Raw genomic sequence first — 20,847 nt, forward strand, 5'->3', positions numbered from 1 at the left:
GAAGAGCAGGTCGACCTGCACTCGGAGCGGGTGACGATCGAGCGCCGGCCGGTGGACCAGGAGGTTGTGTCCGGTGTGGCTGCCTTCCAGGAGCGCACCATCGAGGCGGTGGAGCGCGGCGAAGAGGTGGTGGTCAGCAAGACTGCCCGGGTGAAGGAAGAGATCGCCCTGCACAAGGACGTCGAGACCCAGACCGAGATGGTCCGCGACACCGTGCGCAGCATGGACGTCGAGATCGAGGATGATCGGACCGGCCATGGCCTTGGCAGCACCGACCCTACGCTCCCGCGCGACAAGACCTGACCGCGGAAGGCCGTCCCTTGGGCAGCCTTCTTTTTGCACCATGCCAGCCCCTTTCTGAACGGAGCCGCCGATGGCGACCAACCACCACCCCGACACGCCGCGCAACCGTGGTGACTACGACGCGCCACACATGAGCCCGGCGACCCCGGCCGACGATGCCCGCACCATCATGATCAACAAGATCTCCTGGGGGGCGGTGCTCGCGGGCGTGGTGGTGGCGCTGGTCACCCAGCTGATCCTCAACATGCTGGGCATCGGCTTTGGCGCAGGAGTGCTCGATCCCGCGACCGGCGACAATCCGGCGGCCTCGTCCTTCTCGATCGGTGCCGGCTTGTGGTTCGTGGTGTCCGGCATCCTGGCTTCCCTGGCCGGCGGCTATGCCGCAGGGCGACTGGCGGGCAAGCCCAAGGAATCCACCGCCGGCTGGCATGGCCTGACCGCCTGGGCGCTCACCACGCTCTTGGTGTTCTACCTGCTCACCTCGGCGGTGGGCGGTATCCTCGGCGGTGCCTATCGCACCATGACCAGTGCGCTTGGCGGCGTTGCCAGCACGGTGGGTTCAACGGCACAGACCGCCGCCCAGGTGGCAGCCCCCAATCTTGCTGACGTGACCGATCCGTTTGCCTCGGTGGAGCAGTCCATCCGCGGAGCTACTGGCGGCAACGACCCGGCCGCCCTGCGTGATGCGGCGGTCGCCGCCGTGCGTGCCACCGTTACCGGCAACGAGCAGCAGGCAGAGGAAGCACGCGAGCGCGCTGCCCAGGCCCTGGCACGGGCGCAGAACGTGCCGGTCGAAGAGGCCCGCACCCAGGTCCAGCAGTACGAGCAGCAGTATCGCCAGACGGTGGAGCAGGCGCAGCAGCAGGCGACGGAAGCCGCGGATGCAGCGGCCAGTGCGGTGTCCTACAGCGCCCTGTTCGGCGCCATCGGCCTGATCCTGGGTGGCATCGCCGCCTGGTTCGGTGGGCGCATGGGTGCGGTTGAGCCGACCCTTACCGCACGCATGGGGCTGAACCCGCTGCCCAGCGGTCCCCTCGGCCGCACGACCACCACGACCACTACCGGCACGACCACATCTGGGACCGCACCACACGGCCTTGAGCATCAACCAGGTGCAGGGGACGCAACGAGGGATGTGACGGGTTGAGCAGGTCCAGCACTTCGATCCGCAACGGTCGCAATTGCCGTGACTATCTGCTCTGGCACCGCGTGGTGGACCATGTGCCCTGCCCCTGGAACCAGTTGTAGATCGCTGTGCGGGATCTGCTCATGGAGCCGGATGGCATGGCGGCCGACATCCACCACCCGGTCCTGGCTGCCGGCCATGATCACCACCGGCATGCACAGGCTGGGATAGCCCTTGCGCATCGACGCCGCTCCGTAGGCCATGGTGGCGCCATCCTGCGCCTCGGCCCGGATCTGTGACGGCCGCACCGCCATGCCATGCGCGAAGCCCTTGGCGAAGCGCCCCGGCACGGATAGCGGCGCGAACATGCCCTTGATCAGCAGCGGCAGGAGTGCGGCACCAAGCAGCGGCGAGACCGTGTAGCGCAGCAGGTCGCCCAGCACCGGGACAGCCACCGGCGCCACCAGCAGCGCATCTGCCCGTAAGGTCGGGTGATAGTAGCCGGCCAGCAGCACCAGGCCACGCACCACTGTCGGCTCGGCCAGGGCCAGCGCCAGAGCGACGTTGGCACCCCAGGAATGGCCCACCACTATCGGGTGCTCGATGCCGAGGCACGTCAAAGCGCGGCGCAGCAGGTCCGCCTGCGCCGCTGCCGTCCAGGGCGAGCCCTGCGGCCGGGCGCTGTAGCCATAGCCGGGGCGGTCGAAGGCAATGACACGGTGCCGCTCGGCCAGGCGCTCGAACACGCCGCTCAAGATCCAGTCCTCGGCCGTGACGACGTTGCCGTGCAGCAGGACGACCGGGGTGCCCTCGCCCCGCTCGAGATAGTGGAGCCGGACACCGTCGACGTCGATGAAGCGCCCGGCGGGTGGGTGCTGCCGCTCGACCTGGCGGGACCGGTAGATGTTGTAGAGAGCAGCCACGGCCAGTGTGGCCGCCGAGGCCGTAAGGATCTTGCCGGTCCGAGACCCTCCCAGGGTGCGCCCGATCAGGCCGACGTGCGCGGCACGCGGTTGGGTCTTGGTCAACAAGTCTTCGGTTCCTGTCCGCATGAAGTGCCGCAGCGCTACGCTTTTGTGCACTGCAGCATGCCTGGATGGCCAACGTCGCCTGCCAGCTAGGGTTCCGCACAGCTTTCCGCAGGTCTGTCTTCGTCAGCCGGCGCCCGGGGTACTACTCCGAGTGCGGGCGCATTACAGGATCTCAGGCTGGTAGAGACGGGGGCGCCCTGCCCCCGCCTCGATAAGGTCAGGCTGCCTGGGGATTGATGGCGTCCTCGGCAAGCTCGGAGAGGAGTTCGTCAGTGCTCTCCTCCTCGGCGAGCGTTTCCGCGAGAAGGCCTTCGACTTCGGGTAGGCCCAACTGCTTGGCCCAGGCGAGCATGGTGCCATAGCGGGTGATCTCGTAGTGCTCGACGGCCTGCGCTGCGGCGATCAGCCCAGCGTCCAGCGCCTCTCCGTCCTGAAACTCTTCAGCGACTTCGTCACCCTCAGCGATGATCCCAAGGATCGCCTTGCACTCCACGCCCTGGGGCTGCTCGCCCAGATGCTGGAAGATCTGATCCAGCCGCTTTACGTGGTTCTTGGTCTCTTCGAGATGCACCGCGAAGGCACCTCTGAGTTCTTCCGCCTGCGCCGCCGCTGCAAGTTTGGGCAGCGCCTTCACGATCGCATTCTCAGCGTAGTAGGTGTCCTTGAGCTGGTGAAGGAATAGAGCCTTCAGGTCTTTTTCGGCCATGTCTTGCTGCTTTCGGTGCACTGAATACTTGGTAGCAGCCCAACCCGCCGATGCTCTCCCGGTTCCGAAGGCAGGGCCGGATCGGCCGCAGCTGCAGGCTGCTTAGGGTGGCAGCCGCCGGTCAGTCAGGCAGCGGCCGGAACATCTCCCGTTGTGGTGGCAGGCGGGGCAGCGTCGCGCTTGTGCGCGAGGGCGTCGATGAACGTCACGATCCGCGGCACGTTCTCAGGAATGTAGGGCTTGCGGAGCAGGCCTCAGGCCAGATCAGGATGGGCGCGCCACGGATGGACGATGGCCGCAGCGGCGACGTCGAACACCGGTCAGGCGGGGACCCGCAGGTCCAATTGCACCTTGCTGTCGATCGTCATCATGTCGGCTAAGGCCTGGAAGCTCACGGTCGCCAGCCATCATCTGCTGCGTGAGACAATCATGCTGCAGACGGTCCTGGACAAGAACGCCTGCGCCGCCTCCCTGCGCAGCAGCAGAGGAACGTTCCGGAGGCCTAATCGATTGAGTCCGGTGCACCAGTGAGACCACGCGATCATGTCGAAGAACGACGATCTGCCCTACCGCCTGTTGACCGGGAGCTGCGTCTATGTCTGCGTGGACATGCCGCGGCTGTTACCAGAAAGGCCCAGACGTGACCCGCTGCTGCGTCATAGTGGAAATCATCCCACGCGACAGCGTGGCTGTGGACGCGTGCTCTGCTGAACGTCTCCAATGAACCAGAAATCATCTCTGCTCGCTGCTGGTGACCGACGCTTTCAGCTGCTCGTCGAGGCGCTCACCGACTATGTCATCTACCTGCTCGATCCAGACGGCTATGTGATCAGCTGGAACCCGGGCGCCGAACGGACCAAAGGCTATTCTCCCGAGGAGATCATCGGGCAGCCCTTCGAGCTGTTCTTTACGCCCGAGGACCGGGCTCAGGGAAAGCCGCGTCGCGCGCTCAAGCTGGCGGCGACCAATGGACGCTTTGAGGATGAGGGCTGGCGCATCCGCAAGGACGGCAGCCGCTTTTGGGCCCTGGCTGTGCTCGACCCCATCCGCGACGAGGATGGCTCGCTGATCGGCTTTGCCAAGATCAGCCGCGACATCACCGAGCGTAAGGCAGCCGAGGAGGCATTGCGCGCGAGCGAGCGGCGCTTCCGCCTGCTGGTCGAGGGGGTGACCGACTACGCCATCTTCATGCTGGATCCGCAGGGGCAGATCACGAATTGGAACAGCGGTGCCGAGCGCATCAAGGGCTACACCGCCCAGGAGATCGTCGGCCAGCACTTCTCGCGCTTCTACACCGAGGAGGACCGCGCGAACGGCGAGCCGCAGCGCGCCCTCGAGACCGCCATCCACCACGGGAAGTACGAGAAGGAGGGCTGGCGTGTCCGCAAGGGCGGCACCCGGTTCTGGGCGAGCGTCGTCATCGATCCTCTTTGGGACGAGGACACGCTGGTCGGGTTCGCCAAGATCACCCGTGACATCACCGAGCGGCGGCAGGCGCAACAGGCGCTCGAGCAGGCCCGGGAGGATTTGTTCCAGGCCCAGAAGATGGAAGCCATCGGACAGCTGACCGGCGGCATCGCCCATGACTTCAACAATCTGCTCCAGGCGCTCTTGGGTTGCCTGCAGATGGTGGAGCGTCGCGTTTCCGATCCACGGGTTCACTCACTGCTGGCGGCTGGCCATCAGGCTATCGAACGCGGCTCCAAGCTCACCCAGCAGCTGCTGGCGTTCGCCCGCCGCCAGGCGCTGCGCCCGGAGCCCGTCGACATCCGTGACCGGTTGCTTGGCGCGTCCGAACTGCTGACCCGGGCGCTGCGGGCCGACATCCACGTGGCGGTGGATCTGCAGTCGGATCTATGGCCGATTGAGGTGGACCCCACCCAATTCGAGCTTGCTGTGCTGAACCTCGCGGTCAACGCGCGCGATGCCATGCCTGGAGGCGGAAGCCTACGGATCGAGGGGCGCAACGCGCTCTTGGTACCTGGTCACGATCCGGAAGGGCTTGTCGGTGAATTCGTCGACCTCACGGTAATGGATACGGGAACGGGGATGACGCCGGAAGTCCTGGCGCACGCCTTGGAGCCGTTCTTCACGACCAAGGGTGTCGGCAAGGGGTCGGGACTGGGATTGAGCCAGGTCTACGGCTTCGCCCGGCAGTCCGGCGGCACCCTTCGCCTCGAGAGCGCGCCTGGACGGGGTACCAAGGTTCTCCTGCTGCTGCCGCGCTCGGCTGACGATGTGGCGAGCATCACCCCTCCTGCATCAGAGAGCATCGATGCGGGTAGCGGGCGCATCCTGCTGGTGGAAGACGATCCGATAGTAGGACCGATGGTGGGCGGCAGTCTGGAGGATCTGGGCTACACGGTGGTGCGGGCTGCCTCGGCCGAAGAGGCGCTCGGGATTCTGGCGGGTAACACGCCCATCGACCTGCTCTTCACTGACGTGGTCATGCCGGGCGCGATGACGGGCGTGGACCTCGCCCGGCTAGCGCGCCGACTGCACCCAAACCTGCCTGTGATGCTGACGACCGGCTACAGCGAGCAGTTGCCCGCTACCGATGGCTTTCGCGTGCTGGCGAAGCCCTACCAGATCAAAACCCTTGCCACAGCGCTCAAGGCCGAACTGGCGCGCATGCCGCGGCTACCATAGGACCGATGGATCCCGCTTGCCCCCGGCTATCGTCTCCCGCCATTGGCGCATCAAGGGTCTGCAGCGGGAGTACCAGCTGCGCGATCAGCTGGAGCCTAACGGGCCGAAAGCTCAGCCGGTTCATCTGGCCTACCAGGCGCCAAGCCACGCGCTTGCCGTAAAGACGCTCAACTTCTCGCCGTCCTCGATCAGGGATCGCTGGGCCAGCGGCGGACGCGACATGGCAAGCGGTCTGGCGCTGCTGGAGCAGATCGACGGCAGCTGTGGGCGGTTCAGCTATCTTCCGGTCGATGCCGGTGAGGCAGCTATGAGGACTAAGACTGACGTGCTGTCGGGCGACCGGCCCAAACTCGATCGGGCCGCCTGAGCGGTTCTGACCCAAAATGGAACAACCGCATGGCCCGCCAGGACCAAACCTGAAGCTATCTCCAAGGAGTCTCTGCCACCGCTCAATGCTGTCGGCGGCAGAGCAGCCGCACTTGCTCCTCGAGATCGTGGTCTGTGAACGGTTTGGTCAGGCGCGGCCGGTCCTGAAGATGTTCAGGCAGGGCCCAGCCTCCATAGCCGCTCGCCAGCAGGAACGGGATGCCGCGAGCCAGCATCTGTTCCGCCACCGGGTAGACGTGGCCGCCGCGGGTAGACAATCCGGCAGAGGTTGTCGTGCAGGACCAGCGGAAGAGAAGGAAGCTCAGGCTCGGCGGGTGACAAGGCTGACGGAAAACAGATAATTCCTGGCCCCGTTTCGCCACCTCAGTACTAGTCTCTTCTTCTACCAAGGTTTGTGCACGACGACCCCTGTCGGATGGTCAAGCTGTACGGTACCATCCTCTTTGGGTTAACCCCAGCAAGACGAACGGCCGAGACACCCTCCCCTGTCTCACATGGGTTGTTCTTGATCTTCCGAGACGCTAGGCGGGACGGGTCTAGAAGCTAACGAAACAAGAGGCCCCTCCCCTCATGCCCACCTATGGCTATGCCCGGGTCAGCACGCTCGACCAGGACCTCACCCTGCAGCTGACCGCGCTCAAGGCCGCCGGCTGCAGCGTGGTCCGTGCCGAGAAGGCCAGCGGCACCAGGCGCAATGGCCGCACCGAGCTGCAGGTGCTGCTCGACTTCCTCCAGCCGGGCGACACGCTGGTGGTCACCCGGATCGACCGGCTGGCCCGGTCGATGAAGGACCTGCAGGACATCGTGCATGAGCTCAAAGCCAAGGGGGTGAGCCTGAAGGCGACCGAGCAGCCGATCGACACCGGCAATGCTGCGGGCAAGGCGTTCTTGGACATGCTGGGGGTGTTTGCCGAGTTTGAGACCAACCTGCGCCGGGAACGGCAGCTGGAGGGGATCAAGGCAGCCAAGGCACGTGGGGTCTACCAGGGCAGAAAGCCCAGCATCGATGTGGCCGAGGTCCGCCGCCTGAAGGAGGAAGAGCAGCTCGGTGCCTCTGCGATCGCCCGGCGGCTCAAGATCGGCCGGGCCAGCGTCTATCGGGTGCTGGCGCTGGGCTCAAAGGAGTAGGTGCTGCTCAAAGTGAGCCGCAGCATCAGACCAGTTTGCCTGCCGGGCTCCTGCGTCGACGGATGAGGCTGTCTGCGCTCCAGTCCCAGGCACGCATGGCCGAAGGCCTGAGCGAGCTGAGGTCCGCAGCTCGCGCCTGATCGAACCTCTGCCAAGCCGTGGCGGCAGCGCCACAGCCGGCTGTGGATAGAATCTTTGGACTCTACTCACGCTTGGGCTCCCACGAGGCTTATCCCTTGGACTCTACTCACGTTGCGCTTGGACTCTACTCACGATCTTGGCAGTTATCCCCTGGACTCTACTCACGCATCCTAATAATAGAAAATTCAAATAATCTCCTAATAGTAAGCGTGAGAAGAGTCCAAACTGTGGGTAACTGGGCGTGAGAAGAGTCCAATCTTGACGGTACAGCCGGTTTCGGCTCCACCCATGGTCATGGGAAAGATCCACCAGCTGATCACCAGCAAGGGCATCGACGAAGCGCGCAGGTCAGCGGGCGCAGACAAGAATGCCCGTCTCTGCGTCGATGCCGCCTACGGCGTTCTATGCGACGATCAGGCCCAGGTGGGAATCGCTCACGCTGGCTTCGCCATGGCGGCGCTTCCGCACAAGAAAGTCCAGGAAAGCGTGTGGGAGCGCGATGGCGGCCAGGTGAAGCTGCTGGTCGAGAGTGGCCTGGACAGCGAGCGCCGCCCAATCGGGATTCCCTACGGGTCCATTGCCCGGATGATCCTGCTTTACCTCCAGACCCAGGCGGTCCGCACTCGCTGCCGCGATGTCGAGCTCGGCAGCTCCATGAACGCCTGGCTGACGGCGATGGGTATCCCGGTAGGTGGCAAGACCTATCAGATCGTCCGGGAACAGTCGCGGCGCATCAGCCGCTGCCGGCTGACCTTCTTCCGGAGAACCCTGACTACCGAACTGGTTACCAATGGCGCGTTCGTGCGTGATGCGATCATGCCGCTGGATCCGGACAGTTCCCGCCAAGTCCCGTTGTGGCAGGATCGGGTGCGCCTGGATGAAGGATTTTACCAGTCCCTGATCGAGCATCCTCTGCCGCTGCGCGAGGCCGCGATCCGCGAGATCTCCAACCGCTCCATGTCGATCGATCTCTATATCTGGCTGGCCTACCGGTTGCACGCGCTGCGCCATCCCGTGGAAATCGGCTGGCAGAGCCTGCATCGCCAGTTTGGGGATGGCTACAAGGAGGTCCGGTTCTTCCGTCGTGACTTCCTGCCCGCCCTGAGGCTAGCGCTCGCCGTCTACCCCGAGGCGAAGGTCGACATCGTCGATCAGGTCGGCCTGATCCTGAATCCTTCGACGCCACCTATCCCGATGAGCAGTCGGATGATCGCCGCACGCGGCTGACTTCGAAGAACCCTCGCCAACGGTACCGAGCGACGATCGCGCCTGAATGCGAGGCGCGACGAGCACCCAGTAGACTCACCTGACCTACGGCTCGATCCTGCTCGCCTGCAACCTCACGGCACACCGACAATGTGACGGTACTCTCGCTACCGCAAGCCAACAAGAAATACAGATTTCTTTATTTATGCTTTTGCGTCCGCGCATGCTGCACAGCAGTCCACCTGCACATCTGCCCTTGGCTGGGTCTACTCTGCCCTGCCTATGACGACCCCTTTCAGACCATCCCGCTACCGCAACGGTAGAGACCAGTTTGGCTGGATCGCCATGGCTCGGCATGAGCAGAAAGCCACGCTCGAAGCGAACATCTGATTGAACGCGTCGCCGCACCACCCTGCTAGCGATACACCCACGAAGTCCGGGCAGCGCCGCTTCACCCAGCGGAGGAGATGATGTGCGACTCAGATATCACCGTCGGTCGTATCCTGCCTGAGCGGCAGTGGGTGATGCGAGATCCCGTCTCAAATGTTCCCGTTCAGCTTGGCAGCCCGGCCCCTTCCCTCCGCTAAGCCGCATCATCTTTGGGCAATGGTGCCACTGGGATGGTCATGTCTGGTGGCCTTGTCACTGGGCCGGCAGGGATGGGTTGCGGCATCGGCCGCTGGCCCACCTCAATGCAGGGAACTGCCGGTCAAAGAGCAACTGGATCGTCATTCCCCTTGGGCCAGTCAGCGGCTGCAGCGGCACAACCACAATCCTGCACTGCCGGTGATCCCCAGCCTGCCATCCATTGACGTGGCCAACTGTATTTCTGTAAATATAGCTCCACGCTTAAGCGTAAAGCAGCAACACAGATGTACGTAAAACAGGAAAAACAGATACACAGAAAGGCGGAGTGAGTGATCATTGCCGTTCTGAACCAGAAAGGCGGGGTTGGGAAAACTACCCTCGCGCTTCACCTGGCCGCGGCGTTCGCCCTCGATGGCGAGCGTGTGCTGCTGGTGGACGCGGACCCACAGGGGAGCGCACTGGACTGGTCGGCGACCCGACAGGCGGAACCGCTGTTCCCGGTGGTCGGCATCCCCAAGGCCAGCCTGCACAAGGATCTGCCGACCATCGCCGTCGACTACGATACGGTCGTGATCGATGGTCCGCCTCGGGTCAACGAACTCGCCCGATCTGCGCTCCTGGCGGCGGACCTGGTGGTCGTGCCGGTGCAGCCCTCGCCCTACGATGTATGGGCGGCCGAGGAAATCCTGAAGCTGCTGCGCGAAGCAGCCGTGTTCAAAGAAAGCCTGAAATCTGTTTTTGCGGTGAATCGTAGAATCGTGAACACGGCGATTGGCAGGGATGTCACTGAGGCGCTGAGAAACTACGGCATCCCAGTGCTGGCTGCCTCCTTGTGCCAGCGAGTGGCATTCGCCGAGTCGGCGGGGCAGGGGCTGACGGTCCTAGAGACAGAGCCTCATGGCACCGCCTCGCGCGAGGTCCGGGCATTGGCGAAGGAGTTGCGGGCGCTATGACCAAGAAGATCGCGTTCGGGCCGCGACCGTCCGTCTCCCTGCCACCGAGCGCGGATAGCTGGGTTGCCAGCAGAGGAGGGGAGCCGGCATCTGCGGTGGTGGAAAAGCCGGCAATGAAGCGATTGACGATCGATCTGCCGGCAGATGTCCACGCCCGCTTGAAGGCGCAATGCGCGATGCGTGGCACCAAGATGGTCGACGAAATTCGGCGGGCGGTGGAGGACATGCTGAAAGACTGAATTGCGGGAAACTGCAAACACAGAAATCATTTTGAGAGTATTCTGTGTCTGTGTCGATGGCATTCCGACACTGGTGGCGAGGGCGTGACGGGAAGACAGGCATTACCGTGCCGCTGCCCACTCCCGTCATTTCCCGAACGTCGCGATGGGCAACATACCGGCCTAGCGGTGCCTGACCGACGCCGGTCAGGCGAGGCCGGTGATCATCGCCACGATCTCGTTGCTGCTGGTCTCGCTGCTGCGCTTCACCCCGATCTGCACGCCGTGCCGGAGCACGCAGATCCGGTCGGCCAGCCGGAAGACCTGGTCGAGGCTGTGGCTGATCAGGAGGATGGCCAGGGCCCGTTCCTTCAGGCTGCGGATGATGGCTTCGACCCGCATGGTCTCGGCGACGCCCAGCGCTGCGGTTGGCTCGTCCATGAGCACCAGCTTGCGGGCGCGGTGGGTGGCGCGCGCGATCGCGACGCCCTGACGCTGCCCACCCGACAACTCGCGGATGGTCGCTTTGGCCGAGGGAATGCGCACATCGAGCTCGCGGACCAGGGTCTCGGTCTCCGCGATCATCCGCTTGCGGTTGAGCCGGCGGAACGGGCCGGTGACCAGCTCGCTGCCCAGAAACATGTTCATGTAGACCGGCTGCTGGTCGGCCAGCGCCAGGTCCTGGTAGACGACCTGGATGCCGTGCTCCTGGGCAGCGCGCGGGTTCGGGAAGCTGATCGGGCTGCCATCCATCATGATCCGCCCGGAGGTGGGCGGGTGGATTCCAGCGATGATCTTCACCAGCGTCGACTTGCCAGCACCGTTGTCGCCCACCAGTGCCACGATCTCCCCAGCATGCAGCTCCAGGTCGATCCGCTCGATCGCGACAACGCCACCGAACTCCTTGCGCACGCCCTCCAGCGCCAGGACCGGGGTGGTCACGGCCAGTCCGCCGGGCGACCGAACGCGTCGTGGATGGTATCCACCACCGGTGCCCCGGATGCCAAGCCGGCAATGCCAACCGAGTAGGCCCGGGTCACGAAGACCTGCGGGCGGAAGCCGAACACCACGGTATCGCCCACGGCTGGCATGCGGGCACTGCCGTCGATCATGCCGTAATAGTCGATCGCGGCGGGCGGCGGGATCTCCACCGGCAAGAGCGTGCTCTCGGCCGTGGTCGGCTCGCGGGCGACGATGGCGCGCACGGGATAGTCGGGGAAGACCGGATCGATGTAGAGGCCGCCGCCAAAGCAGTAGGCCTCAGCACCATGGTGGTGCGAGACCTCGCTGACATAGGCCACGGCCGGCAGCTCGGGCAGGTCCTGGACCGCGTGCAGCGGCGTCGTGCCGGTAAGCCCGTGGCCGGGCTCGACCTGGGTGGCGCCGACCTCGGCCAGCAGATGCATGACGGCCGACGAGGTGGTGCCGGGCGTGTTCAGCACGATCTCGCGGCGGCCGGCCTGCCGCAAGGCATCGGCCGCCTTGGCCAGCGTCCGCATGTTGGGCGTGAGCGCCACCGAGTGCGTGGCCTGGTCGAACAGCAGGGCAGGGAAGCTCGTGATGCCGGCAAAGCTGGCACCCGGCAGCCGGTCGAGCTGGTCGGCGACCGCCACGACCCGGTCGGCGGGAAAGCCGCCCTCATGGCCGCGATAGAAACGGTCACCCTCCGCGACGATCCGGGCTAGCAGCTTCTGGGTCCGGCCGCGCCGTTGCGCGGCGGCACCCGCCTCGGCCGCCTTCTCCGTGTTGAAGACCGTCCAGTAGTCCGGCTCGAGCGCGGCACCGGCATCGGCCTCCGCGCTCGGCACCTGCACGAGATGGCCCAGATGGCCGATCCGCAGCCCCGCCCGCGCACAGGCCCGGGCGCATTCCATGTCGACCGCCACGGCCTTGGTGATGCCGCCCTGCTGGATCGCCCGGCAGAAGGAGCCGTTGCGGCCCATCTGCTTGGTCATCGCCAGCACCTCGACGCCCAGCTTCCGGCCAGCATCCGCCAGGAGGCGCGCATTGGCTGCGACGGCATCGAGGTCGATGACATAGGCGTTGGCCGGGATCCGGCCGGCCTGGTGCAGGGCGATCGCCGCCTCGATCAGGCGCGGGTTGCGGCGGCGCAAAAGGTCCAGGAACATCGTCGTCGCCTTCTTGATCAGCGATTCGGTTCGCGCAGGGTGAGCGCCACGGCCGCCAGGATGATGAGGCCCCGGACCATCATCTGCTCGCTGACCGAGAGGCCCATCAGGATCAGGCCGTTGTTGAGCATGCCCATCAGCAAGGAGCCGATCAGCGCCCCGGTGACTGTGCCGATGCCGCCGTTCAGGTGGGTACCGCCCACGATCACCGCGGCGATCACCGTCAGAAGGTCGGTTTCGCCCAACGTATAGCGGGCGCCATGTAGCCGGCCGGCATAGAGCAGGCCGGCGAGCGCTGCCGTCGTGGCGCTGATGACCAGCACGGCCAGGCGGACCTGCTCGATCCGGATACCGATTGCGCGCGCGGCGCGGGCATTGTCCCCGGTGGCATGGACATGGGCGCCGAATCGGGTCTCCCGGTGGATGAAATGGCCGATCCCGACCACCGCCACCGTCCAGAACACCAGCGAGGGGATGCCGGCGAGGCGGCCGGCACCGAACAGGTTGTTGAACAGGTTCTGGGTGATCGGCACCGACTGGAGGTTGGTGAGCCAGCGCGCGACCCCGGCCAGAAGGCCCATGGTCGCAAGCGTCACCAGGAAGGAGGGTAGCCGGGCATAGGCGACCAGGGCGCCGTTCAGCAGGCCGATGCCAATCCCGGTACCGAGCCCGGCCACCACCGCCAGCGGCCAAGCATATTCCCGCATCACGGTGGCGGCGATCAGGGCCGAGATCGCGACCACCGAGCCGATCGACAAGTCGATCTCACCGGCTGTGAACACGAACACCATGCCCACCGCCATCACCGTCACCGGGGCGGTCTGCTGGGCGATGTTCAGCAGGTTGGTCGAGGTCAGGAAGCCGTCGTCCTTAAGGACGACGGCGAACAGCGCGAAGATCAGCAAAAAGCCGACATGGACGACGTAGCGGGACGGATCGATGCCGCGCAGCGCGGAGGTCATGGCCTGCTCACTGTTCGAGAAGCGAGGCGGGCGGGTCGCGATGAAGCGAGCGGTTCCAGCCGTCCCTGACCGTGTCGCTGGTCACCGCCAGTGCGTCCACGACATAGAAGGGCTCGACCGTTTGCCCGAGCAGGCCCAGCGCTCCGGCGCGGGCGACGCCGACCCCGATTGCATAGGCTTCGTCCGCCACGATCGCCGCGACATTGCCGCCCTGCACCATGTCGAGCGCCAGGGTTTCGGACAGGTCCAGGGTCACGATCTTCGTGTGGGTGTTGCCGGCGTTGCGCAGTGCCGCCAGGACCAGTTCGGCGGGCTCGGCCCAGGTGGCGTAGATCCCGTCCAGATCGGGATGCTTGGTCACCAGGGCATTGGCGATGTCCTCGGCACGGGCGGGATCGGCCAGGCCCTGCTCGACGGCGATCGTGATGTCGGGATACTCGCCCAGGATCGTCTGCCGGAACGCGTGGTCACGCTGGTTGGTGACGTAGAAGTCGGCATCGTGGAACACGTAGCCGATCTTGCCCTTGCCGCCGATCGCCTGGGCCATGGCCTGGCCGGCCTTGGCACCCATCTGGGCCAGGTCGTCGGACACGACGGTGACGTAATCCTTGCCCTGCACATAGCCCTTGGGCGAGTTGTCGACGAACACCAGCGTCGTGCCGGCCGCCTGGGCCGGGGCATAGGCTTCGGGCGCGGTTTCCGGATCAACCGGCAGCGAGAGGATCAGGCTCGGCTGCTTGGCCATCACCGTTTCCACGTCGCTCATCTGCTTGGCGGCATCGAAGCCGGCATCGGTCTGGGCTACGACCTCGATGCCGAGCCTCTGCAGCTCGTCCATTGCCCCGGCATTGACCGCGGTCGTGTAGTCCGAGGAGGTGTGCCAGACGAGGGCGGCGGTGAAGCCGCCGGCCCTGACCGCCGCTTCCTGCTCCGGGGTCAGTGTCAGCTGCGCGGCCGGCGTGGCCGCCTCGCCGTGCGGGCCACTGGTGGGTTTGGGCGCAGCCTGGCTGCTGCCGGATGCGGCCAGCAGGGCCGCCAGGGCCAGGGGACCGAGCGAACGTCGCTGCATCTTCCTTCCTCCCGTCACTGCGCCTCAAGCACCGAAGCCGGGGCATCGCGATGCAGCGAGGCCTGCCAGGCTTCGGCGACATTGGCCTTGGTCACGGTCAGCGCCGGCGCCACGATGAAGGGCGGCGCTTCTTTGCCGAGCAGGCCATAGGCGCCGGCGGTGGCCATGGCCACGCCCAGGCCATAAGCCTCGTCGGCGACGATCGCGGCGACATTGCCGTCCTGGACCATGTCCAAGGCTACCGGCTCGGACAGGTCGAGCGTCACGACCTTGGTGGTGCTGTTCCCGGCTGCGCGCAACGCGGACAGCACGCCCTCGGCCGGCTCCGCCCAGGTGACGTAGATCCCGTCCAGGTTGGGATGCTGCAGCAGCAGGGCGCTGGCGATCTCCTCGGCGCGGGCGGGGTCGGTGATGCCCTGCTCGGCCACGATCGTCATGCCGGGATGCTGGGCCTGGATCGTCTCCTTGAACGCGTTGTCGCGCTGGTTGGTCACGTAATAGGCGGCGTCATGGAAGATCCAGGCGACCTTGCCCTGACCGCCAAGGGCCGCCGCGAGCGCGTCCGCCGCCTGCTTGCCCATCTGGAACAGGTCGTCGGTCACGATCGCCACATAGTCCTGGCCCGCGGCGAAGTCTTTGGGCTGGTTCGACAGCAGCACGAGCTTGGTGCCGGACGCGATCGCCGGCCGGAATGCCTCGGCCGAGGTCACCGGGTCCAGCGGCAGGGCCAGGATCACCGAGGGCTGCTTGGCCAGCACCGTCTCGACGTCGCTCTTCTGCCTGGCGGCATCAAACCCGGCATCGGTGGTCGCCACCACCTCGATGCCCAGCTCTTTGAAGGTATCGGTGGCGCCGGCGGTGACCGCGGTCACGAAGTCGGACGAGGTATGCCAGAGCAGGGCTGCGGTATGGCTGCCCTCCTTCAGCTTAGCCTTGTCCGCGTCGGTCAGGCTCAGCGCTGAAGCGGGGGTAGCCTTCTCGCCGTTCGGGCCGATGGTCTCGCCGGCCATGGCCGGCAGCGTCGTCAGCAGCGTCGTGGCGAGCAGGAGCCCGGCGATCGTTCGTCTGGTCAGCAGCATGTTTGCCTCCCTGCACCGGCCAGGAACAGGGCGAGGGCGAGGATGCCCTCCCGGTATTCCTGGATCGGGACTCGTTCCTCGAAGGTATGACAGATCCGGATGTCGCCCGGCGCGAAATAGACGGCCGGAATGCCGCGCGCGGTCAGGAAGGACGCTTCCGACCAGAACGGCGCGCCTTCGATGGCGCCGCGCTCTGGCGCCATGGCCTGGATGCAGCCGATCAGCCGGCGCAGCTCGGGTTCGTTCGGTAGTGTCTCGAACGGGATGCCGCCCACCGGATGGTCACGGCCGGCTGGGTAGCGAATCTCGACCCGGATGTCGGGATGCAGGGCAGCGCCGTGGATCGCCGCTTCCATGGCCAGTCTGGCCTCGTCCAGGTCCTCGCCCGGGCGCAGCTTGCGGATGAGCGAGACCCGGCAGGTTTCGGGCACGGCGATGAACCCGCCGCCCTCGATCCCGGTCACCAGGAGGAAGGAGCCGCCGACCAGCGGATGGTCACCCGCCCGGCGGATCGCCGCGTCATGGGTCCAAAGGGCTGACAGGATCGCATGGGTCGCCTTCAGCGCGTCGACGCCTTGCTCCGGCACGCCGAAATAGGCCGAGCGGCCCCGGACCGTGATGTCGGCGATGAAGAAGCCGATCTGGGCGGCATAGACGTTCAGGCAGGTTGGCTCGACATAGACGGCAAAGCCCGGGCGGGGGAGGGTGCCGTCGTCCAGATCCCTGCAGAAGTGGCGCATCCCGGCACTGACGCCCGAGCCAGGCTCGCCGCTCTCCTCGTCGCCGACGAAGGCGAACTGGACGTCCTGGGCCAGCGGGATGCCGGCCTGATCCAGCAGATGCACGGCCGCCAGGGTCATGCAGATGCCGGCCTTCAGGTCGGCGGCGCCGCGGCCCCAGAGGCAGCCGTCGGCAATGGCGCCACCGAACGGATCCTCGCGCGGGTCACCGGCCCAGCGCTCCCGCCAGCCGCGGACATGAACCGTGTCGGTATGGCCGATCAGGAGCACCGGCGGCCGGTCGCTGCCGCTGCGCCGGGTCGCGGTCACGTTCGGCCGGCCAGGCAGGAACTCTGCCGTCCGCACATTCTCGGCGCCGATCCGGTGCAGCTCATTGGCGAGAACGGCCGCGAACGCAGCTTCCGCGCCGGTGACGCTCGGCACGCCCATCGCGCGCCGCAGCAGGGCCAGGGCGGCGGTCTCGTCGAAGCTCGCGGCGAGCCTGGCGTGGAGGTCGTTCATGCCGCAGCGTCCGCATAGGGTTGTGGCGGTGGCCCGAATTCGGCCGGCAGATCGGGCAGGCTGAACAGCTCGTTGTGCAGCTGGTGGAGCGCCATGGCGATCGCACCCATCAGCGTGGCCCGGTCGCCGAGCGCGGCAGGTTCCACCAGCACCTGGCGCGGCAGGCAGTCGGCCGTCAGCCGGCGCACCCGCTCCAGCAGTTCCGGGCGGATGCCGATGCTGCCGCCGAGCACCACCTGCTCCGGATCGAGCAGCGTCGCCACCGACAGGATGGCCAGGGCCAGAACACGGGCCGTCGCGTCGATGGCGGCCATGGCAGCCAGATCCTCCGGCAGCCGGTCAAAGATCGCCCGCACCGTGGTGGCGACCTCTCCGCCGGCGGCCCGGTACGCCTGGATGATCCCGTGCGTGCCGATGCCACGCTCGAGTGCGCCTACCTCCCGGCTTTCTCTAGTGAACGGGTCGGCCCCCAGCGGCAGATAGGCGATCTCGCCCGCCCCGCCGCGGGCACCACGGACCAGGCGGCCATCGATCAGGATGCCCATGCCGATCCCGGTGCCCAGCGCGATGAAGACCAGGTCGCGGCAGCCGATCCCGCGTCCCTGCCATTGCTCGCCGATGGCGCCGAGATTCACGTCGTTCTCGATGAGCGGCGCCTGGCCCAGCAGCCTGGTCAGGCTGCCGACTACATCGAGGCGGTCGAAGCCCGGCAGGTTGGGCGCCAGCTCAATGGCTCCGGTCGAGCGGTCGAGGACGCCAGGGCTGCCGATCACCACCATGCGCAGCCGGTTCGGCGGAATCCCAGCACGACGGAGCAGCTCCTGGTGGAGCGCACCAATCTGCTGGACCACGGCCTGGCCGCCACGCGGATTGGTGTCGATCACGTCCTCAGTCACGACCGCGCCGGTCAGGTCCGCCAGCCCAGCCCGGATCTTGGTCCCGCCCAGGTCCACGCCCATGACATAGGCGGCGGCGGGCTCGATCCGGTAAGTAATCGCGGGGCGCCCGGTAGCGCTGCCGACCTGCCCGACCGCCGCGACCAGGCCCGAATCCTCCAGGACTCGCACGACCTCGGAGATCGTCTGCTTGGACAGGCCGGTCGCCCTGGCCAGCTGCACGCGGGAAATGGGCCCCTCCCGCAGAATCATCGCCGCGACGTTGCGCACCGAAAGCTGGCGGAGGATCGGCCGATCGCTCATCTGCGCCTAGTTCGTCATGGTGACGAACTAAGTCTGCGCGTCGAGGTGATCGAGGTCAAGGGCAGGGCGGATAGAGCAAGATTGGCGCCTGCTCCGTCAGGCGTCTCAGTGCTACGATCGCCCCTTGGAGGCTTTCATGGTCGTTCCTCGCTAAGGGGGCTGTCCAATGCGTGTCCTGTTGTTCTTTGCCGCTGTGCTGCTTCTTGCTGCTGCAGAAGCATCGGCAGTACAAGTGATCATGGACGGAAAGCAGGTGGATGTTCCCGTCTGTGGCGGTTTTGTCGGAATCAAATGTCATAGAAACGAGTGGTGTGACTTTCCCCTATATGCTCGCTGTGGCGCAGCAGATCAATTTGGCGTTTGTCGTCCACGCCCCGAAATATGCACTAAAGAATATCGTCCGGTATGTGGCTGCAATGGCAAAACCTTCAGCAATGGATGCGAAGCCGCTGCAGCTGGATATGACGTTGCTTATGCTGGTGTTTGCCGACAGGGCTAGGTGGAATAACCGTAGCTAGGTCAGGGGTGAGGGCTCAGCTCATCGGTGGCTGTGGTGATCAGCACCACCTGCCATGGAAGGATACGGCCGGCTTCACCGCCGAGCTGATCGCTGAGGGCGGCACGGGCAGATCTTGTATCTCCCTGCGGTCAAAGCTGTGCAGGCGGGTGCCTAGTCTCCTCGAAAACAACCCATCTGAGGCAGAAAGGGATGTCTTGCTGCTTGTCTTCCTGGGGTTAAACCTAACCGGTGCAGGATTCCTCCTGCGAATGGACTGCAATGGAGCCGGCAGTTGACCGAGTGCAGCCTGAGCTCGAACATCGACATCAGTGCCTAAGCCGATAGGCCATAGATATGGCGGATGTACGATTCCACCTGCGCCGAGCGCACCGAATCGAACACGGTCTCGCCTGCTAACGCCTTGATTAGTTCCTCCTCGGTACAGCCTGTCGTCCTGGCGATCAGCGCCAGAACGCCTGGTGACTGCAAAAGGATCGCCCGTATCCGCAGTGTGCTTGGTCTCATCGCCATCACCTCCAGACCTTTGGCGCTTTCGACACAGCCTAGTCGCCTGCAGGTCCAACGATCCATTAGAGGCGTTCAGCAAGCCAATAGCAATATCCCATGGGGTGCTGACAATGTTCCACCCTTTGGATCGAGCCTGCCTCTAGGATGTGTCTATTTCGATGAACTGAACTCCATTGACCGGTTGTCCCGATCACCATGGCTAGGGCAGGCGTCGACGGCCGATTCTCCTAAGTAGTGAACTGACCGAGACGGAAGGTTCCCTTCCGCTCGGGGTGGCATCATCTCGGCGGGATGCGCGAAGGGATCACCGTCGAGGTTTCGGCCGCCGATCGCGCCCGCCTGAAGGCGATCGTGGCCGACCGTAACAGCCCGCAGAAGCACGTCTGGCGGGCCGCTGTCATCCTGGCGACGGCCGAAGGCTGCGGCACGGCCGAGATCATGCGCCGGGCCGGGGTGTCGAAGCCGTGCGTCTGGCGCTGGCAAGCGCGGTTCATGGCTGAGGGCGTGGCCGGGCTGCTGCGCGACAAGACCCGCCCGCCCGGCACGCCGCCGCTGCCGAGCGCGACCGTCGAGCGGGTGGTCGAGCTGACCCACCAGGCGCCCCCAGGCGAGGCCACCCATTGGACGGGTCGGGCGATGGCCGAGGCGGTAGGAATCAGCCTGAGCGCCGTGCAGGGCATCTGGAAGGCGCACGGGCTCGTGCCGCACCGGGTGCGGACCTTCAAGCTGTCGCGCGACCCGGCGTTCATCGCCAAGCTGCGGGACGTGGTTGGCCTCTACCTGCACCCGCCGACCCACGCGGTGGTGCTCTCGGTCGACGAGAAGAGCCAGATCCAAGCCCTCGAGCGCACCCAGACCGGGCTGCCGATGAAGCAGGGCCGGTGCGCGACTGCGACCCACGACGACCAACGCCACGGCACGACGACCCTGTTCGCGGCGCTGAACTTGCTCGACGGCACCGTGATCGGCCGCTGCATGCAGCGGCACCGCCACCAGGAGTTCCTGCGCTTCCTGAACACCGTCGAGGCGGCGGTCCCGGCCGGCAAGCTCGTGCATGCCATCCTCGACAACTACGGCACCCACAAGCACCCCAAGGTCCTCGCTTGGCTTGAGCGTCATCCCCGCTGGACCTTCCACTTCGTCCCGACCTCGTGCTCCTGGCTCAACGCGGTCGAGACCTTCTTCGCCAAGCTCACCCGCAGGCGGCTCCGGCGCGGCAGCTTCCACTCGCTGGTGGCCCTGCAGGCGGCGATCAACCGCTTCGTCGAGGAGGCGAACGAGGACCCCCGGCCCTTCGTCTGGACCGCCGAACCAGAAGGCATCATCGAGAAGGTGCGGCGGGGGTACCAGGCGTTCCGGTCACTCCAGTAGCTAGCCGCTCTCAAACAGCTGGCTAGTTTTGGCACTCTCAGATATAGAGTGCTAACTAGAGGGCAGTCAGCTCAAGGAGGCGCACGCCATGGTATTCAGGCCGTTGCACGACCGGGTCGTCGTCCGCCGCATTGAGGGTGAAGAGAAGAGCAAGGGCGGGATCATCATCCCGGACACTGCCAAGGAAAAGCCCCAGCAGGGTGAGATTGTGGCGGTCGGCCCGGGTGCCCGCGACGAGAGCGGCAAGATCAATGCCCTCGACGTCAAGGTCGGCGACAAGGTGCTGTTCGGCAAGTGGTCGGGCACCGAGGTCAAGATCGACGGCGACGATCTG

Annotated in this window: 22 protein-coding genes; 12 read left to right on the forward strand and 10 right to left on the reverse strand. The window is 65.7% G+C overall.

Annotated elements, in window-relative coordinates:
• Both EQG76_RS29080 and EQG76_RS29085 read left to right on the forward strand, forming a co-directional pair.
• A partial coding sequence (locus tag EQG76_RS29080; RefSeq protein ID WP_159718706.1) for a DUF2382 domain-containing protein occupies positions 1–303 on the forward strand: 303 nt, incomplete at its 5' end.
• A 70-nt stretch (positions 304–373) separates the two neighbouring features.
• On the forward strand, positions 374–1,450 hold the full coding sequence (locus tag EQG76_RS29085) for a hypothetical protein (RefSeq protein ID WP_200841224.1): 1,077 nt from the start codon (positions 374–376) through the stop codon (positions 1,448–1,450).
• Here EQG76_RS29085 and EQG76_RS29090 read toward each other — a convergent pair.
• Both EQG76_RS29090 and EQG76_RS29095 read right to left on the reverse strand, forming a co-directional pair.
• Complete coding sequence (locus tag EQG76_RS29090; RefSeq protein ID WP_200841225.1) at positions 1,408–2,457, reverse strand: alpha/beta fold hydrolase; 1,050 nt, start codon at positions 2,455–2,457, stop codon at positions 1,408–1,410. The genes EQG76_RS29085 and EQG76_RS29090 overlap by 43 nt on opposite strands.
• 220 nt (positions 2,458–2,677) lie before the next feature.
• A complete protein-coding gene (locus EQG76_RS29095) occupies positions 2,678–3,166 on the reverse strand; it encodes a YciE/YciF ferroxidase family protein (protein ID WP_159718708.1) in 489 nt (162 codons plus the stop codon).
• Between the two features lie 291 nt (positions 3,167–3,457).
• On the opposite strand from EQG76_RS29095, the gene EQG76_RS29100 reads away from it, so the two are divergent.
• From EQG76_RS29100 to EQG76_RS29110, 3 genes are all read left to right on the forward strand, one after another.
• A complete protein-coding gene (locus tag EQG76_RS29100) occupies positions 3,458–3,697 on the forward strand; it encodes a hypothetical protein (RefSeq protein WP_159718709.1) in 240 nt (79 codons plus the stop codon).
• Positions 3,698–3,886: 189 nt separating this feature from the next.
• The gene (locus tag EQG76_RS29105) at positions 3,887–5,815 is read left to right on the forward strand and encodes a hybrid sensor histidine kinase/response regulator (protein WP_159718710.1); all 1,929 of its coding nucleotides are present in this window, start codon (positions 3,887–3,889) and stop codon (positions 5,813–5,815) included.
• Positions 5,816–5,831: 16 nt separating this feature from the next.
• A complete protein-coding gene (locus tag EQG76_RS29110; RefSeq protein ID WP_223861352.1) occupies positions 5,832–6,182 on the forward strand; it encodes a DUF3734 domain-containing protein in 351 nt (116 codons plus the stop codon).
• 82 nt (positions 6,183–6,264) lie between these two features.
• Here EQG76_RS29110 and EQG76_RS29115 read toward each other — a convergent pair whose 3' ends face one another.
• Positions 6,265–6,564: a response regulator gene (locus EQG76_RS29115; RefSeq protein ID WP_159718714.1), complete on the reverse strand. Its 300-nt coding sequence runs from the start codon at positions 6,562–6,564 to the stop codon at positions 6,265–6,267.
• A gap of 208 nt (positions 6,565–6,772) precedes the next feature.
• Here EQG76_RS29115 and EQG76_RS29120 point away from each other — a divergent pair, with 208 nt between their 5' ends.
• The 4 genes from EQG76_RS29120 (at position 6,773) to EQG76_RS29135 (ending at position 10,457) form a co-directional block, all read left to right on the forward strand.
• Positions 6,773–7,330 (forward strand): recombinase family protein, encoded by a 558-nt coding sequence (locus EQG76_RS29120; RefSeq protein WP_159718716.1) that lies wholly within the window; start codon positions 6,773–6,775, stop codon positions 7,328–7,330.
• A gap of 399 nt (positions 7,331–7,729) precedes the next feature.
• The gene (locus EQG76_RS29125; protein ID WP_255476611.1) at positions 7,730–8,698 is read left to right on the forward strand and encodes a replication protein RepA; all 969 of its coding nucleotides are present in this window, start codon (positions 7,730–7,732) and stop codon (positions 8,696–8,698) included.
• 896 nt (positions 8,699–9,594) lie between these two features.
• Positions 9,595–10,218 (forward strand): ParA family partition ATPase, encoded by a 624-nt coding sequence (parA, locus tag EQG76_RS29130; RefSeq protein ID WP_159718718.1) that lies wholly within the window; start codon positions 9,595–9,597, stop codon positions 10,216–10,218.
• A complete protein-coding gene (locus EQG76_RS29135) occupies positions 10,215–10,457 on the forward strand; it encodes a plasmid partition protein ParG (RefSeq protein ID WP_159718720.1) in 243 nt (80 codons plus the stop codon). Before parA ends, EQG76_RS29135 begins: the two co-directional genes overlap by 4 nt.
• 186 nt (positions 10,458–10,643) lie before the next feature.
• Here the strand turns inward: EQG76_RS29135 and EQG76_RS29140 are convergent, their stop codons facing one another.
• The 7 genes from EQG76_RS29140 to EQG76_RS29170 are packed head-to-tail and all read right to left on the reverse strand — an operon-like array spanning position 10,644 to position 18,115.
• Entirely contained in the window at positions 10,644–11,378 is a 735-nt protein-coding gene (locus EQG76_RS29140; RefSeq protein WP_159718722.1) for an ATP-binding cassette domain-containing protein, read from the reverse strand.
• Entirely contained in the window at positions 11,375–12,565 is a 1,191-nt protein-coding gene (locus tag EQG76_RS29145; protein ID WP_159718724.1) for an alanine racemase, read from the reverse strand. Before EQG76_RS29145 ends, EQG76_RS29140 begins: the two co-directional genes overlap by 4 nt.
• Before the next feature lie 17 nt (positions 12,566–12,582).
• Positions 12,583–13,527: an ABC transporter permease gene (locus tag EQG76_RS29150; protein WP_159718726.1), complete on the reverse strand. Its 945-nt coding sequence runs from the start codon at positions 13,525–13,527 to the stop codon at positions 12,583–12,585.
• Positions 13,528–13,534: 7 nt separating this feature from the next.
• The gene (locus EQG76_RS29155) at positions 13,535–14,596 is read right to left on the reverse strand and encodes a substrate-binding domain-containing protein (protein ID WP_159718728.1); all 1,062 of its coding nucleotides are present in this window, start codon (positions 14,594–14,596) and stop codon (positions 13,535–13,537) included.
• A gap of 14 nt (positions 14,597–14,610) precedes the next feature.
• Entirely contained in the window at positions 14,611–15,675 is a 1,065-nt protein-coding gene (locus EQG76_RS29160) for a substrate-binding domain-containing protein (protein ID WP_159718730.1), read from the reverse strand.
• Entirely contained in the window at positions 15,666–16,916 is a 1,251-nt protein-coding gene (locus tag EQG76_RS29165) for a M20 family metallopeptidase (RefSeq protein WP_159718732.1), read from the reverse strand. The genes EQG76_RS29160 and EQG76_RS29165 overlap by 10 nt, the downstream gene beginning before the upstream one ends.
• Positions 16,913–18,115, reverse strand: a complete 1,203-nt coding sequence (locus EQG76_RS29170) for an ROK family transcriptional regulator (protein WP_159718734.1) — start codon at positions 18,113–18,115, stop codon at positions 16,913–16,915. Before EQG76_RS29170 ends, EQG76_RS29165 begins: the two co-directional genes overlap by 4 nt.
• Before the next feature lie 238 nt (positions 18,116–18,353).
• Here EQG76_RS29170 and EQG76_RS29175 point away from each other — a divergent pair, with 238 nt between their 5' ends.
• From EQG76_RS29175 to EQG76_RS29185, 3 genes are all read left to right on the forward strand, one after another.
• Complete coding sequence (locus EQG76_RS29175; RefSeq protein WP_407925586.1) at positions 18,354–18,614, forward strand: Kazal-type serine protease inhibitor domain-containing protein; 261 nt, start codon at positions 18,354–18,356, stop codon at positions 18,612–18,614.
• An 819-nt stretch (positions 18,615–19,433) separates the two neighbouring features.
• Positions 19,434–20,513, forward strand: coding sequence for an IS630 family transposase (locus EQG76_RS29180; RefSeq protein WP_159718736.1), 1,080 nt, complete (start codon positions 19,434–19,436; stop codon positions 20,511–20,513).
• A gap of 88 nt (positions 20,514–20,601) precedes the next feature.
• Positions 20,602–20,847: co-chaperone GroES (locus EQG76_RS29185; protein ID WP_159718737.1), on the forward strand; the 246-nt coding region annotated here is incomplete at its 3' end.

The sequence above is a fragment of the Geminicoccus flavidas genome (genome assembly GCF_009806515.1).
GTDB classification, from domain to species: domain Bacteria; phylum Pseudomonadota; class Alphaproteobacteria; order Geminicoccales; family Geminicoccaceae; genus Geminicoccus; species Geminicoccus flavidus.